The following is a 15,494-nucleotide window of genomic DNA, read 5'->3' as shown; positions in this document are numbered from 1 at the left end:
GCTTACTCCAACTCTCGCAAAATTGCCAACACGCGATCAATCTCGTCTGGCGTGTTGTAATGAACCATCCCCAGTCGCACGGCGCCTTCGGGCTCGAGCCCGAGCGCCTCGGTCAGCGGCAACGCATAGTAGTTGCCGTGCCAGGCGAAGACGCCGCGATCCGACAAATATTTCGCCAACTGCTTGGGCGGCAGCGCCTGATGCCGAATCGAAAAGGTCGGCAAGCGCTCTTCCAGTCGCCGGGGATCAGTCATGCCGTAAACAGAGACCGCATCGATCGTTTCCAATCCGGCCAGCAGTTTGGCGCTGAGGGTCTGTTCGTAAGCGACAATCTTCGCGTAGGTCGCTTTTAGCTGATCGCGGCGCGAACCGCCGACGCCGGCGATCTGCGACAGATACTCAATCGCGGCGACGACGCCTGAGATCCCTTCAAAGTTCTGCGTTCCGGTCATCCAGCGCCCCGGCAGCGACTCTGGCGCCGGCCGCAACTTGTAAGGCCGCAGCGTCTCCATCCTCATCCGTTGCCCGTAGAGGATGCCGACATGGGGGCCAAAGAATTTGTAGGCCGAACAGGCCAAAAAGTCGCAGCCCCAATCGGTGACGTCGATCAGCGCGTGCGGTGCGTAATGAACTGCATCGAGAAACACCAGCGCACCGGCGTCATGCGCTAGTCGGGTGATCTCGGCGACCGGATTGATCGTGCCGACGGCGTTCGACGCACAGCCGACGGCGACCAATTTCGTCTTGCTCGAAAGCTTGCTGCGAAAGTCTTCTAGATCGAGCGTGCAGTCGTCCAAGCGGACCGCGATCTGTTTGACCGAGACGCCGGCGTCTTGCGCCGCCAACACCCAGGGGCTGACGTTCGCGTCGTGATCCAACCCCGAGACGATAATCTCGTCGCCGGGGCGCCAGGTTCGGGCCAGCGCTCGCGAAAGGGCGAACGTCAGACTGGTCATGTTCGCGCCAAAGGCGATCAGGTCTGAGTAGCCGGCGCCCAACAGATCGGCCACCGCGGCATGCGCGTCATCCATCAGCGCGTCGGTCTCGCGACTGGTCGCGAACGCACCATGCGTGTTGGCGTTGTGGTGCAGCAAATAGTCGCTGACCGCATCGGCGACGCTTTGCGGAACTTGCGTGCCGGCCGGACCATCCCAATAGACGATCGGTTGGCCGTTTTGCTCACGACGCAAAGCGGGGAACTGCTCGCGACAACGCGCGACAAACTCAGGAGGCATAACGTTTATCCACAAAGCGGCGACCTTTGCCCTCGAACCGGGGCAACGAGCCGATTTCGACCGAGGTAACTTCGATCCGAAGACCGAGACGAATCTGCAACTCGTTGGCGACCCGCTCAGGGCGATCCAAACGATCTTCGATTTCGACCGACAGTTGATCCATCTGTCCCTGCTTCAGCGCGGTCATGCGGAACTCAACGATTTCAGGAAAGCCGCGCACGATTTGTTCGACCGACGACGGAAACACGTTGACGCCGCGAATGATCAGCATGTCGTCGGCGCGGCCGAGAACGCCCCCTTCGAGCAAGACAAAATTGCAGGGCCCGTTGTGATTCCAGCTGGGCCGGACCAGATCGCCGGTCCGATAGCGAATGACCGGCGCGCCGTAACGACCGAGCGTGGTGATGACCAGTTCCGAAAGCTCCAACTCGCTGGCCGGCTTGCCCGAATCAACCGAGATGAACTCGGCCAGAAAGAACGCTTCGTTCACGTAAACGCCGCGCTGCTTCTCGTCGGAAAATCCCCACGGGCCAATTTCGGTAGCGCCGGTGTGATCAATCACCTTGGCGTTCCAAGCCGATTCGATTTTCTGCCGCACGCTCGGGATTGAGCCGCCGGGCTCGCCTGCCAAAATCACGCGGTGAACATTCGTGTCGGCAATGTCCATCTTTTGCTGCTGCGCGACTTCGGCCAGGTGCAAAGCGTACGTTGGCGTACAAAAGAGGGCGGTCGCCCCATTTTGGCGAATCAGTTCGAGTCGCGCGATCGTGCTGAGTCCGCCGCTGGGAATCGCCAAACAGCCGCGCGCGGCGACCGCGTCAAAGGCGCTCCAGAATCCCACGAACGGCCCAAAGCTGAACGCAAGGAAGCAGCGATCCTCGGGCCCGATCTCGGCCGCGTCCAGCACAAACTGCCAACCGTCGAGCCACCACTGCCAATCGGCCGCCGTATCCATGACGACCATCGGACGGCCGCGCGTCCCGCTGGTGCGGTGAAATCGGACGTATCGCTCGAGCGGATAGGTCCGATTGGCGGCCAAATCGCCCGATTCGACCTTGCCGACCAACTCGTCCTTGAAGGTGAACGGCAGATCGGCGATCGCGTCGAGCGACTCAAGCGGGTGGTGCAGCGATCCTAACTTGTCGGCGTAAAAGGAATTATGCGGCAAGATCTCGGCGACCAGCGCGTTGAAACGCGCTAGTTGGTGGGCGGCGAGTTGCGAAGCGTCGAGACGGCGAAGTCCGTCTCGCTGGGCAGGCGTGTTAGTAGTCATGCCTGCATCATAGAAACTGCGGCGTCCTGCGGAAAGTCGGCCCAATGGCGGCGCCAACCGCCGCTGACCCCAAACGGTTAACTAGGCTACAATAGGCCCCTTTCCTACCGTATCGCCATGAACACTTCTGCAAAGTAAACGCGCCGCATGAGTTCTGCACCTGCTGATAAAATCGAAACGACCAGCCGCGGCTCGCTCGCCGTCGTTTTTTTGACGGTCTTTATTGATCTGCTGGGCTTCGGCATCGTTTTGCCGCTGCTGCCGATTTATGCGGCGCAGTTTGGCGTGGACGAACATGGAATCGAGCTCGGCCTGTTGATGGCCAGCTTCTCCGCGATGCAATTTTTGTTTGCGCCCCTGTGGGGGCTGCTGTCCGATCGGATCGGGCGACGCCCGGTGATTATGATCGGCCTGTCGGGAAGCGTGATCTTTTATGCGATCTTCGGGATCGCGACCGAATGGCAATGCATTTGGCTGCTGTTTGTCGCGCGGATCGGCGCTGGTATCGCCGGCGCTACGATTTCGACTGCTCAGGCCTATATCGCCGATACGACCAGTTTAGAAAACCGCTCGAAGGGGATGGCGCTGATCGGGATGGCGTTTGGCTTGGGCTTTACCTTCGGGCCGCTGCTCGGCTTTCTGGCGGCGCCTTCCGGAGAAGGAGATCCCGGTCCGTGGCCCGGCTATGTTGCGGCGATCCTATCCGCCGGAGCGTTGATCCTGGCCTGGTTCAAGCTGCCTGAATCGATGCCGCGCGATTCTGCGGTCCGATCTTCCAACACGCATCGCGGCCTATCACTCGGATCGCTGCGTACGGCGCTGGGCACGAAATCGATCCGCGGCCTGTTGATCGCCTTCTTTGTGTGCGTCTTCTCGTTCGCCAACTTTGAAACCACGCTGGGAATGATGATCCACGGCAGTCGTTTGCCGGGTAGCCCGTTTCACTTTTCGTTTCGCGCCGTCTGTTTGACCTTTGCTTTTATCGGAGCGACCCTGGCGATCGTCCAAGGCGGAATCGTCCGCCGGCTAGCGGGTCGCGTTTCGGAAGGAACGTTGGCCGCGACCGGCGGGATCGCCCAAATCATCGGGTTTCTTCTGATTGCGGCGGCCGTGAATACCGGCTCCACCGGCGTGCTGTTTTTAGCTTTGGCGATCATCGTCGGCGGCTTCGCCTTCGTGACTCCGTCGCTCAATTCGTTGCTCTCCCGCCGGAGCGATCCCGAAAAGCAAGGCGAAATCTTAGGCCTAGCGCAAAGCGTTAATTCGATGGCCCGCATTGTTGGATCGGGCCTCGGCATTCCGTTGCTGATGATCTCGATGACGCTGCCGGCCTACGTGGCCGCCGGATTGATGGCGGTCGGCGTGGTGCTAGTGATCGCAGCCGCTCGCGGCGGATCCGACTTTGAGACGGAGACGCCCAGCGAAGCGGCCGAAACCGAGACGATTTAGGCTTTGCGCTATTCGGATGGTTGGCCGCGATAGCTCCGCTATCGGGGCCGACGAAGTCGGTAGGAAGCATCGGGCCGCCGCCGGACTTACTTCGGAGGTTGCTGCACCGTTTGATATGGCGAAAAGACCCTGAACTGCTTACGGGGAACAAATGCTTCCTACGGCTGCGCCGCCCCGATAGCGGAGCTATCGCGGCCAACCACGGAGAAAGCGGGCTTAGCGCTTTCTCAGTCGTCGAGCGAATCGAGGCCTGCGTCGGCGCGGGCGGGGTTTTCTAGATAGGCTGTCAGCAAGATCTGGGCGGCTAGTTTGTCGATGACCGCTTTTTTCTTTTGCTTGGTCATTCCCAGACCGGCCAAGTAATCTTTGGCGATGCTGGTCGTAAAGCGTTCGTCGTAGTAGACGATGGGAACGCCGGTGATGCGGCCGAGCCATTGGCCAAACTTGCGGGCCTCGCCTGACTTGCCGCTCTCATTGCCGCTCATGTGGACCGGCAGGCCGACGACAAACAGCACGATCCGCTCGAGCTTGGCCAGCTCTTCAAAATATTGCCGATCGATCTTCAGCGAACGGCGCGTGTAGTTCTCAAACGGACTCGCCAAGATCCGGTCGGGATCGGTAATCGCGACGCCGATGCGGACCGTACCAAAATCGATGCCGGCGATGCGGCCGACGGTCGGAATTTCAGGAAGCGCCGCGTCACTCATAAATGAGCGTCCCAGCCGTTGGCTTGCAGCTGTTTGACGACTTCGCGAATTTCTTCTTCCCGGTTCTTATCGGCGACCAGCGTCGCGTCGCGGGTATGAACGACGATCACTTCACGCATGCCCAGGGTCACAATCAAGTGATCATCGTCCGCTTTGATGATGCACTGCTGCGTGTCGATTCCGAGATGATTGGCCAACACCGTGTTGCCGTCCAAATCGGAATCGTTCAGTCGCTGCAAGCTTTGCCAGTTACCGACGTCATCCCACAAGAACGGCGCTTCGATGACCGCGACGTCCTGGTGATGCTCCATCACGGCATAGTCAATTGATTTGCCGCGGATCGCGGTGAACTCGGCGGTGAAGGTTTCGGCTTGCTCGGGAGTGCCCCACGCGGCGCCAATCGCTTCGAGATGAGCGAACATTTCGGGCTCATGACGTCGGAGCGCATCGAGAATGGTCTTCGCTTTCCAGATAAAGATGCCGGAGTTCCAATAGAAACGACCTGACTCAAAATATTCGCGGGCAACGTCCCCTTTCGGCTTTTCACGAAACCGGGCCACGCTAAACGTGGGAGGCGCCTCGGCGTCGCTGGTCAGCGAATCACCCCGTTCGATATAGCCAAACGTCTCGGCAGGGTATTTGGGCTGGATGCCAAACGTGACGATCTTGTCCGCAGAATCGGCGACCAGCGCTGCGCCATAGCGAATGGCCGACTGAAACGCCGACTCTGGCGAAATCACATGGTCCGACGGCATCACCACCATGATCGCGTCGGGATCATGACGTGCGACCAATAGCGCCGCCAGGCCGATGCAAGGAGCGGTGTCTCGCTTGCAAGGTTCCCCCACAATCGCCGAGGCCGGCAAGCTGGGGAACTGCTGCTGAATCGGCTCGATCAGTCGCTCGTTGGTGACGATCAAGATTCGCTCCGGCGACATCAGATCGCCCAGCCGCGATGCGGTGGCCTGAATCATCGTTCCGTCGCCGGTCAGATCCAACAGTTGCTTGGGCCGGTCGACGCGACTTGCCGGCCAAAACCGAGTTCCGGCTCCGCCGGCCATAATCACCGCATGTAGCATTGGTGCGTTCCTATTCTGACGAATCGCCTAAGACCGTTGGTTCAACGATCGGCGACATTCCATCGGCTTTCGATTTTAGCTCTTCTGCGTCCAGAGCGAACAGCGGACTGATCTCGACCGGAACGCCTGACTCGACCGCAACTCCAGCTTCTGTGAGCCAGCTCGTATAAATCGCCGTTAATGCGGCGCGGGCGGCGCTCGGCGTGTCGCTCGGTGCGCCATCGGCGTTTTTGACCGGCGCAAAGGTGGTCGACGGTAAGATCTCGACGACGATCGCATTTTTGGCGTGCGGAAGCAAATCAAAGATGAAACGCTCGAACTTCACCCCGTTCGGCGTCTGCGGATCGACCTGCTCTCCCTGAAAAGTGCAGTAAGGGACTTTCTTACTCGCCAAATGCCAGGGCAAGCTCTCGGCGTCGGCCGCCATCCGGCCCAAAAAGTCGACGTTCAGTCCGTGAATTGCGATGTTGCCGGCCCAATACTTCAGCGAACCGCTCGCGTCGCGCTCGGCCGCTAACTCTTCCGACAGTTCGCTGTACTCGACCAAACGCAGACGGCCGTCGACTTCGACTAAGACGCCTACTTTTTCTTCGGGACGCTGTTTGGCGACGACCTGGGTCGACATCTCGCTGCCGCTCAAGCGGTGATAGCCCAAAAAGAGAGGCTCACAAACATCGGCCAGAGGATTGTCGACCTGAAAATAATAGATCTCTTCCAGCCCGCGACTTTGAATATCGGCCAGGCAACCGCTTTTGACCAGCGCCGCCAACGTGCCGCCGTGTCCGTCAGGGCTAAGCGCCAGTTGATCGGGTCCAGCCAACAGCAACTTGCCGCTCTCGGCGTCGATCGCCGGCATCGTACCTTGGCAGAAGATCTTGAGTTGGGAGTCGGGCAGACCGAAGTTGTTGTTCGCCGCAAAGCACTCGACCGTTTCGTCATGCGTCGCGGGGCTGGTCATCAGATAGAGCGGGATCGCCGCGTTGTACCGATTTCCACGCGCGATCAACTTTTCGACAAAGATCTGAAACAGCATGCGATCGGTGACCGGACCGATCGGGAACATCCCTTTGGGATGGTCAAACCCGAGTCGCGTCCCCTGCCCTCCGGCGACCAACAGCGCGGCGACCTTGCCGGCCGACAGAAGTTGCTCGCCGGCGGCGATCGCTTCGGCCTCGTTGATGCGCGGAGCGACGTCATCCAGACGAATCGCCGGCGGAGAGGCCATCTCCAATGGTCCTGCGGCCGCTTCCGATTTTTTCGCGAACGTAGCGGCGATCTCCGCCAGATCGACTGCGGCCAATTGCGCCGCTAGTTGGGCGGCGACCTGCGGATCGGCGGACTGCAGATAGCTCAACAGTTCCTGCTCGCCGGCGTCGGTTAGTTTTGCGGTGAGTTGCGGATCAATCGACATTTCGTCAGGCCTTATTCCGAAGTTACCAAAGCCAGCCCTGTACAAACGCGTACGCCGCCAGGCAAAGGAGCGGGAAACCGACAAATATCAAACCATACGTGGCCATTGTCGTCCAAGCATGTCGCGGCCACCGGGCCATAATCGGCTTCCCCTACAAAACACCCATTATTGGCGGTTTGAGAAATGGAACAACCGCGCGTTCGCGAACATTCCAAGAACTAGAGTTGAATTTCCGAAAAGCGTCATCGAGAAGAGATCGAGAGACAAGTTGACAGCCTCCGATTCTACCACGCGGGTCCGCGGCTCGCGCTTCCCCAAAGCAGCATGCCTACTGTTCGCCGTTCTCGGCGGCCGCATGCAGTTCAAGCACCACCGAAACCGCTTCGTCCAATCCGCCGCTGCGGCGGAGTTCGACCCGGGCGCCGTGCGCTTCGACCAAGGTCGTCTTCACCGAAACTTCCGGCCCATCGACCTGACAGATCTCGACTTCTGGAATGTGGGCCAGCGGCGGGCAAAACGCGACGTGCAATGTTTGATGTCGCTCGCCGGCGGCGAAATCGGCTCGTAGATAACCGTAGACGACCTCGGTGGTCGCTTCGTGGGCGCGGGTCAATTGTTGCGAGACGTTGCCGGCTACAAAATGCGGGCCCTGCGTCTCGGCTTCATCAAACCGCCACAGTTTGTCCTCGGCATCGGCGGCCGGAGGCGGCGTCGGCATCAGCGGCGAACGCGATTCGCGAGACTCACCAACACGGCGACTCGCCGCAGGCTTGGCCGCCGCGATCTCGTCCGCAGTATGCGCCGCACGCAGTTCTTCGCGGGCGCTGGTCAGCGGACGCTGAAAGCGGGCAGGCAAGATCTGCGGAACGAAAAAGAGGAGCGTAATCGCCTCTTCGGCGGCCACGACAAACCAGAGCAAGAAGACGACAAACGCCGACATCTGACTGCTAGTCAACGCGGCCGCCAAAACGATGCAGCAAATCAACGGCGCCAGCGCAATTGCGAACTCGGCCTGCGGCAGCGAACGACATCGTCCGCCGTAGAGCCACAATGCGCGGATCGCAGCAGCAACCCCGGCCAACGCGATCGCCGCGAAAAAGATAGCGAAGCCGGAGACGTCGACCAAAGACCAACCGGCCAACCGCAGCCAGATCGCTTGCAGCGATGCAAGCGCTAAAGCGATGGTTCCGATCCAAGCGGTCGGCAAAAGTAAGAGCCGAGCTTCGCTGTTGGGGGGCTGGTCAGACATCCGTACGAATCCATTCGGTGAGGCGCAGGAAAAAACCTTCCTGCCGCGGTAGTTTGGCAGGAAGGTTTTGAGCGTGCAAGTCGGTTTACCGTGGTAAACGACTCGTGAACTAGCTGGCGGCGGCGGCGACGCCGGCGTCGGAAGCGAGCGTAGCGGCCATCTTGGTGCTTTCCCACGAAAATTCTTCGCGGCCAAAGTGCCCGCCAGCGGCGGTGGCGCGGAAGATCGGGCGACGCAGATCCAAGTAGTCGATAATGCCGCCGGGGCTGAGCGGGAAGTGCTCGCGAATCAGCTCTACAATGCGAGCGTCATCAATTTTGTTGGTGCCGAAGGTTTCGACATGGACGCTGACCGGTTCGGTCACGCCGATCGCGTAGGCGAGCTGCACTTCGCATTGTTCGGCCAAACCAGCGGCGACGATGTTCTTGGCGACGTGACGGCCCATATAGGCGGCGCTGCGATCGACCTTGGTCGAGTCTTTGCCGCTGAAGGCGCCGCCGCCGTGACGGCCCCAGCCGCCGTAAGTGTCGACGATGATCTTGCGACCGGTCAAACCGCAGTCGCCCATCGGACCACCGACCACGAACTTGCCGGTCGGGTTGATGTGATAGGTGATATCGCCGTCGACCAGTTCGGCCGGCAGCAGCGGCTTCACGATCTCGTTCATGACATAGCTGCGAATCTCGGCGTTGGTGACCGAATCGCAATGCTGCGTCGAAACGACGACGGTGTCGATGCGAACCGGCTTGTCGCCGTCAAACTGCACCGTGACTTGGCTCTTGCTGTCAGGACGGAGCCAGTTGACTTCGCCTGCTTTGCGAGCTTCGGTCAAGCGATTCAAGATCTTGTGCGAAAGCGAAATCGGCAACGGCATCAGTTCCGGCGTTTGGTTACAAGCGTAGCCAAACATCAAGCCTTGGTCGCCGGCGCCGATCTGCTTGCCGGCTTCGCTGTCTTCATTCACGCCTTGCGCGATGTCGGGGCTCTGTTTGTCGAGCGTCACCATGACGGCGCAAGTGTCGGCGTTGAAGCCCATTTTGTCATCGGTGTAACCGATGTCGCGAACGACCGAGCGGGCGACGTCTTGATAGTCGATAACCGCTTTGGAAGTGATTTCGCCTGCCATGACGACCAGGCCAGTGTTGACCAGCGTCTCGCATGCGACGCGGCTCATCGGATCCTGGGCCAAAAGAGCGTCCAGAATGCCGTCAGAAATCTGATCCGCCATCTTGTCCGGATGGCCCATGCTGACAGATTCGCTTGTGAACAAGTACTTTCCAGAAGCCACTAGATCCCACTCCTAACCGATTATACGCGACTGCGCCCCCGGCCCCCGAATGGGAAGGGAACGATTCAGCAAAACGCGCATTATAGGAATATTAAGTCGGTTTGAACAACGGCGGATGAGGGCAACTTGGGGAGATTCTTCATTCCCAAGACTCCAAGCCGCTCTGCCGTTCAGGTCCCGCCGAGTAAAGCGACGCTCCTAGGTTCCGGCAGGGCTGTAGCTGACCACCGAACGAGGGACGGCGGCTTGCCGAGCCCTACGCGACTTTACGATCGGCGAAGGCCAGCCCCCCCACCAATGAGCCGCAAGGTCGAAAGGATTCTCAAAACTGAGGTGAATTCCTCGTATACGCAATTGCTGGCATATGCTATAAATACACTTCTTATCCGCCGATTAAGGCCTGATTCTCCCTGTTGACGCCATTTTGCGAGAGTACTGAATCATGAAGTCAAATCGATCTGGCTTTACGCTCGTTGAGCTGCTTGTTGTGATCGCGATCATCGGCGTCTTGATTGCTCTGTTGCTGCCTGCGGTTCAACAGGCGCGTGAAGCAGCGCGACGGATGCACTGCAGCAATAACTTGAAGCAGATTGGATTGGCCATCCACAACTACCACGATACGTTCCTGTCACTCCCCCCCGGCGGATATTGGGCGCATGACACGCCGTGGTCGACGGCGACGACGCCCAATCCAGAACGTGGTTCCGCGATCGTGGCGATCTTGCCGTTTCTCGAGTTGTCGACGCTGCACGACAGGATGGACTTTACTTCCAACACGTCGATCCACGAGCAATACGTCGATAGCCCGGCGAATACCAAAAAATTCAAACAGGTCATCGTGTCGGCCTACCTCTGCCCCAGCGACACCACCGGCGGCGTCGTGCCGGGGACCGATATCGGTTGCCATAATTACTCGGCCAACTATGGCCCCAGCAACGTCTCTTCCACCGGCAATCCAGACTGTCTTTGCTCTCAGGGCGCGGCGATGAACGGCTTCCGTATCGATACCAGTCACGGCGAAACCAATCCGGCCGGTCCCTTTACGCGTCGCGGCAATAAGTATATCGGCAAGTTCTCTCAGACGACGGATGGACTATCGAACACGATCTACTTTGGCGAAGTTCGCCCGCAATGCTCGCACCACAACAGCCAAGGCTGGGCGCACTCCAATAATGGCAACGGCCTGGCGACGACGCTCATCCCCATCAATACCGATACTTGCAGCACCAAGGCCGAAGCGCCCGGCGGCGATACTTGTTACTCGCTCTGCAATTGGAATTTGGAGTTCGGCTTTCGTTCGCTCCATCCGGGAGGCGCTCAATTCCTGAAAGGAGACGGCTCCGTTTCGTTGATCGCCGAAACCGTCAATCACGATGCGTACCAACGTCTCGGACAGCGGGACGACGGACGGGTCAACGAGTTGTAGTCGTCGCTCCGCCAATTCGACATCACCACATGCTCCATCACGCTTGGATCGATTTCCCATGCTCGCCCAATATCGACTTTCCTTGCTCTTGATCGCCGCCATCCAGCTGGGCTGTTCCGGCGGCGGACTACAACCGCTGCAAGGGACCGTGACTCTCGATGGTCAACCGCTAGCGGACGCAGCGATCAGCTTCAGCCCTGTGACCGGGGGCCGACCTGCTACCGGCAAAACAGACGCCGACGGACAATTTACGCTTGCTTCGTATACCGCAGGCGATGGCCTGCCTGCCGGCAGTTACAAGGTGACAATTGTCAAAATTGCAACCAAGCGGCAAGCCCAAGCCGCGCCGAGCAACAGCGAGGAACTGTCCGAGACGCAATCGCTAGGCAATCTCGAACAAGGCGTCTCCTTCGTGACGCCGGTCAAATATTCTTCCCCCGCGACAACCGATCTGATCGTCGACGTAACGCCGGGGATGGAGCCTGTCCTGCTTGAAATCAAGTCGAAGTAGTCGCGGTTAGATCGCCGTCGACTCCAAGATTGAAATCGGCTGATCGGTGCGGATCACGCGCTGCAATTGAAAACCGCAACCGGCGACCAGATCGCGATACTCGGCTTCGGTTCGTTCTTTGCCGCCGGGGATCAGCATCATCGTCAGGTCGAGCAACTTCCCGAAAAAAGGTTCGTCGCCCGAGGGGATGACATATTCGACCAGCAGCAGTTTCTGTCCCGGTTGCATCGCGGCGCGACAGTTTTTCAGAATCAGCGTGCTCTTCTCATCATCCCAGTCGTGGATGATGTGCCGCATCATGTAAGCGTCGGCGCCGCTGGGCACTTCGACAAAGAAGTCGCCGCCGATCAAGGTCATCCGCTCGTTGACCCCTGCGGCGACAAAATTGGGAGCGGCCCGCTCGACCACATGCGGCAAATCGACCAGCATGCCGCGAACTTGCGGATGTTTCGTAAGCAGCGCGATCAACTTCGATCCGTTGCCGCCGCCGACATCGGCGATCAGGCCAAATTGGGAGAAGTCATAAGCTTCGAGAATCGCCGCCGTTTCGCGACCATGAATACTGGTCATCGCGGCGTCAAAAATCGCGGCCGATTCGGGGTGTTGACTCAGGTAATCAAAAAACGGCAGTCCAAACTCTTGCTCAAACTCGTTCTCATTCGACTGCACGGCGCGGCGCAATCGCCCCCAGGCAGCGTAATGCTCTGAGCCCATCATTAGCGTCAACGGCTGCAACGAGGTCGGATGATCGCTTTGCAAGATTTCCGAGAGGGGAGTCGCCGCAAAGACGCGCGGCTCCGTTTCTGTAAAAACTCCGAGCGACGCCGCCGCGCGCAACAACCGATAGAGCCGGTCAGGATTGGCGCTGCACGCTTGCGCCAAATCTTCGACCGATGTCGGTCCCTGCTTCAGCAAGTCGGGCAACCCCAACTCGCCCACCGTTAGGACGATCTGCGAAACTTGATAACCGCAAATCATCTGCATCAACTGATCGTGTGGAGAAGCGTTCGTCATCGAATCGAGCTCCCTGAGATTCTCGCTTTGTGAAACGGCAGACCTTCATTCTAGCGACTACCAAACGCAGCTGGCGAGCCGGTGCAACCGGGGGCCCCCGCTTCTGCGGATCGGTTAATTTGCTCGCAAACAACGTAGCTACGCGGTTCTGCCGAAAAAAAACTTACCGTTTGAAAACCCAGTTCGATACCATCAAGATAAAGGAGCGTCGCTCGGACACAAATCATCCGGCTCTTCTAATTCAAGCGGTCTTCTCATGTCGATCTATTTCACCTGCGCCAACTGCGGCCGGCCTTTTGATGTTGCGGAAGAAACGGTCGGCCAGACGTTCACCTGCGACGTTTGCGAAGCGTCGCTTATGGTCCCGGCGACATCCCAGCCGCGCCCCGAGCAGGAAGGGGAACTAAGCGTTCGACAGTTTAAAAAGCTGATTCGTTTCGTCGCTATTTTTTTCGTGCTCGCTTTTTCCGCCGGCACGATCGGCCAGTTCTGGACGTTGCTGTGGGACGATCCGCTCGCCAAGCAAGCGGAAGAATCAAAACTGCGTGCGGTAAACGCCAAACGCAAAGCGGAATTCGAGGTGAGAAATGCAGTCGAGAATCGTCTCCCCAATATTGCTTATCCCGACCTGCCGCCGCCGGGAGCATTCACCGAAACTCCTCCTTTCAACTTTCCGACAACATGGGTCCAATCCAAAACCGGAGAAGGCCCCGGTTCACGAATGCAACTACGCATTTACTTACCGCCTGGCGAGCATGCGGACAAAACCTTGAGTTGCGTGGTGATGCCTCCTGCGCGAGCGAATGTCGTCGCGGGCTACCCGGTTTTCCCCACCGCTTCGTTCTTCGAGGCGAAACCGTTTGTCGAAGCCGGCTATGTGGTCATTGTTTTTTCGCTCGATGGCCAACTTCCCAAGGATGCGTTTGACCTTCCCAAAGACGAGTACAAGAAATACTTAAACCGTGCTCGCAAGCGATTTGATGACGCTTGTTTTGGCGTGGCGAACGGTCGCGCCGCCATCGAGTACGCCGTGCGTAACTTGCCACAAGTCGATCCGCAGCAGATCTATGTCGCGGGGATCGAAGCCGCCGGATCGGCTGCTTTGCTGCTGGCTGAGAATGAGCCGCGATTAGCCGGCTGCATCGCTTTGGCGCCTTGCATCGATATCGAAGAGAGAGCGCGAGAATATCTTTCGCCTTGGGATTCCGTCGATCGCGAGCAATTACCGAGCAGCCATGCCGACCGAATCCAGTGCCCCGTCTTTCTGTTCGACGGGAAAGGAGATCCAGCCGAAACAATCGACGAGATCCCGTTTTTTTACGAGCTGTTAAAAGAGCACCACGTCAACGTCACGTTGGATCAGGTCGAAAGCAAGGACATGGAAGGATCAATAATGGATATCGGCGTCTCGCACGCCGTCGATTGGCTCAAGCAACAAGCCGATCCGATGAAGGATAACAGCGAGCAGCCAGAACCTACGCCGCCATCCGTCGACGACTAACTTCGGCCGGCGGCAAGAAAGGGCGGATCACTTCGAGCGTGTTCTCTACAGCGCCCAATTGCGAAGCGACCACTTGTCGTGCGTTTTCGCCTAAGACGGCACGCCGCTGCGGATCATCGAGACAGCGTCCCACAAAGTCGACCAGCGCCGCTTCGTCTTGCACCATCTCGGCGGCGTCGGCGTCGAGCAGCAACTGGACGATGTCGCGAAAGTTTTTGATGTTGGGGCCAAAGCTGACCGCCGCGCCATAGGCGGCCGGTTCGATCATGTTTTGCCCGCCGCGGCGCCCAAAGCTGCCGCCCACAAAGGCGATGTCGGCTAGCCCCCACCAGGCGCCAAGTTCGCCCACCGTATCGATCAGCAGAACATGGGCCGTCGGATCAACGACGCTCTGTTCCAGCGAAGAGCGCCGCGACCAATTGACGTTGTGATCATCCAACATCGCCGCGACCTCGTCGAAACGCTCCGGATGCCGCGGCACCAGGATCAACCGCAACTGCGGATGACGCGGCGCTGCAGAGACGAACGCGTCGAGCGCCGCTTCTTCTTCGCCTGCTTGCGTACTGCCGGCGAGAAAGACAATCGCTTCAGCGGGGATCTGCGCCAATCGTCGCAACCGCTGCGACTTGGGATTGCGACGGTCCGTTTCCGCGCCGTCAAATTTCAACGAGCCGGTTGCGATCACACGCTTGGCCGGCGCTCCCAAAGCGATAAACCGCTCGGCATAGGCCCAGTCTTGCACCGCGATGCAGTCTAGCTTTCGCAGGATCGGCCGCAACAGCGACCCGACGCGGCGATAGCCTTGATAGCTCTTTTCGCTCAAGCGACCATTCACGACCACCACGTTGACGCCGCGGCGCTTCGAAATCTGGATCATGTTGGGCCAGATTTCTAGTTCGGCCAGGATCAGCGTCTGCGGACGGATCCGCCGCAGCGCCGTTTTGACCGCCCAGCTAAAGTCGAGCGGAGCGTAACTGACCAGGCAATCGTCATAGCGAGCGCGAGCCAACTCGTATCCGCTATGCGTTGTCGTTGTGACGTAAATATCGACATGGGGCGTTTCAGCGCGAATCGCCTGAATGATGGTCGCTAGCAGATTGACTTCGCCCACGCTGACCGCATGCAGCCAAACGCACGGACGATCCCCTTGGCGAAACTCGACAAGGCCCAAGAATTTTGGCAACAGCCCACCGCGACGACGCCCGCGGACCAACGTCGACCAGGCGAAGTACGGAACAGCCGCGACGAGGGCGCCAAGATAGACGAAGTTGAGTAGCCAACCCATGGGGAATCCTTTCCCGGGCCCGTCTCATTGCACAGCGGCGACGCGACGGGGCGAGCAGTTCTAGCG

Annotated in this window: 13 protein-coding genes; 4 read left to right on the top strand and 9 right to left on the bottom strand. The window is 59.0% G+C overall.

All coding sequences use genetic code 11. The annotated features are described in order from the left end of the window. Positions 1 to 2 precede the first annotated feature (2 nt). Together DSM3645_RS06450 and DSM3645_RS06445 are read right to left on the bottom strand one after the other, a co-directional pair. Positions 3 to 1,235: a cysteine desulfurase-like protein gene (locus DSM3645_RS06450; RefSeq protein ID WP_002651264.1), complete on the bottom strand. Its 1,233-nt coding sequence runs from the start codon at positions 1,233 to 1,235 to the stop codon at positions 3 to 5. Continuing rightward, positions 1,225 to 2,508 carry a phenylacetate--CoA ligase family protein gene (locus tag DSM3645_RS06445; RefSeq protein WP_002651263.1) on the bottom strand — a complete coding sequence of 428 codons (1,284 nt, stop codon included), beginning with the start codon at positions 2,506 to 2,508 and terminating at the stop codon, positions 1,225 to 1,227. Before DSM3645_RS06445 ends, DSM3645_RS06450 begins: the two co-directional genes overlap by 11 nt. A gap of 147 nt (positions 2,509 to 2,655) precedes the next feature. On the opposite strand from DSM3645_RS06445, the gene DSM3645_RS06440 reads away from it, so the two are divergent. Continuing rightward, positions 2,656 to 3,957 (top strand): MFS transporter, encoded by a 1,302-nt coding sequence (locus tag DSM3645_RS06440; protein WP_002651262.1) that lies wholly within the window; start codon positions 2,656 to 2,658, stop codon positions 3,955 to 3,957. 227 nt (positions 3,958 to 4,184) lie between these two features. On the opposite strand, the gene ruvX is transcribed toward DSM3645_RS06440, so the two are convergent. From ruvX to metK, 5 genes are all read right to left on the bottom strand, one after another. Next, positions 4,185 to 4,664 (bottom strand): Holliday junction resolvase RuvX, encoded by a 480-nt coding sequence (gene ruvX, locus DSM3645_RS06435; protein WP_002651261.1) that lies wholly within the window; start codon positions 4,662 to 4,664, stop codon positions 4,185 to 4,187. Further along, a complete protein-coding gene (locus DSM3645_RS06430; protein WP_002651260.1) occupies positions 4,661 to 5,743 on the bottom strand; it encodes a mannose-1-phosphate guanylyltransferase in 1,083 nt (360 codons plus the stop codon). Before DSM3645_RS06430 ends, ruvX begins: the two co-directional genes overlap by 4 nt. 10 nt (positions 5,744 to 5,753) lie before the next feature. Further along, positions 5,754 to 7,154 (bottom strand): UTP--glucose-1-phosphate uridylyltransferase, encoded by a 1,401-nt coding sequence (locus DSM3645_RS06425; RefSeq protein WP_002651259.1) that lies wholly within the window; start codon positions 7,152 to 7,154, stop codon positions 5,754 to 5,756. Between the two features lie 328 nt (positions 7,155 to 7,482). After that, positions 7,483 to 8,403, bottom strand: a complete 921-nt coding sequence (locus DSM3645_RS06420) for a hypothetical protein (RefSeq protein WP_002651258.1) — start codon at positions 8,401 to 8,403, stop codon at positions 7,483 to 7,485. Between the two features lie 109 nt (positions 8,404 to 8,512). Beyond that, on the bottom strand, positions 8,513 to 9,691 hold the full coding sequence (metK, locus tag DSM3645_RS06415; RefSeq protein WP_040351658.1) for a methionine adenosyltransferase: 1,179 nt from the start codon (positions 9,689 to 9,691) through the stop codon (positions 8,513 to 8,515). A gap of 442 nt (positions 9,692 to 10,133) precedes the next feature. On the opposite strand from metK, the gene DSM3645_RS06410 reads away from it, so the two are divergent. Together DSM3645_RS06410 and DSM3645_RS27800 are read left to right on the top strand one after the other, a co-directional pair. After that, a complete protein-coding gene (locus DSM3645_RS06410; protein ID WP_002651256.1) occupies positions 10,134 to 11,117 on the top strand; it encodes a DUF1559 domain-containing protein in 984 nt (327 codons plus the stop codon). 58 nt (positions 11,118 to 11,175) lie between these two features. Next, positions 11,176 to 11,628 (top strand): carboxypeptidase-like regulatory domain-containing protein, encoded by a 453-nt coding sequence (locus DSM3645_RS27800; RefSeq protein WP_002651255.1) that lies wholly within the window; start codon positions 11,176 to 11,178, stop codon positions 11,626 to 11,628. 6 nt (positions 11,629 to 11,634) lie between these two features. Here the strand turns inward: DSM3645_RS27800 and DSM3645_RS06400 are convergent, their stop codons facing one another. Then, a complete protein-coding gene (locus DSM3645_RS06400) occupies positions 11,635 to 12,642 on the bottom strand; it encodes a methyltransferase (RefSeq protein ID WP_002651254.1) in 1,008 nt (335 codons plus the stop codon). Between the two features lie 256 nt (positions 12,643 to 12,898). Here DSM3645_RS06400 and DSM3645_RS06395 point away from each other — a divergent pair, with 256 nt between their 5' ends. Beyond that, on the top strand, positions 12,899 to 14,143 hold the full coding sequence (locus DSM3645_RS06395; protein WP_002651253.1) for an alpha/beta hydrolase family protein: 1,245 nt from the start codon (positions 12,899 to 12,901) through the stop codon (positions 14,141 to 14,143). On the opposite strand, the gene DSM3645_RS06390 is transcribed toward DSM3645_RS06395, so the two are convergent. Next, positions 14,118 to 15,428 (bottom strand): 3-deoxy-D-manno-octulosonic acid transferase, encoded by a 1,311-nt coding sequence (locus DSM3645_RS06390; protein ID WP_002651252.1) that lies wholly within the window; start codon positions 15,426 to 15,428, stop codon positions 14,118 to 14,120. The genes DSM3645_RS06395 and DSM3645_RS06390 overlap by 26 nt on opposite strands. Between the last annotated feature and the right edge of the window lie 66 nt (positions 15,429 to 15,494).

Origin of the sequence: Blastopirellula marina DSM 3645, from assembly GCF_000153105.1 — a bacterium.
GTDB classification, from domain to species: domain Bacteria; phylum Planctomycetota; class Planctomycetia; order Pirellulales; family Pirellulaceae; genus Blastopirellula; species Blastopirellula marina.
This window is presented reverse-complemented; position numbering and strand designations above follow the sequence as displayed.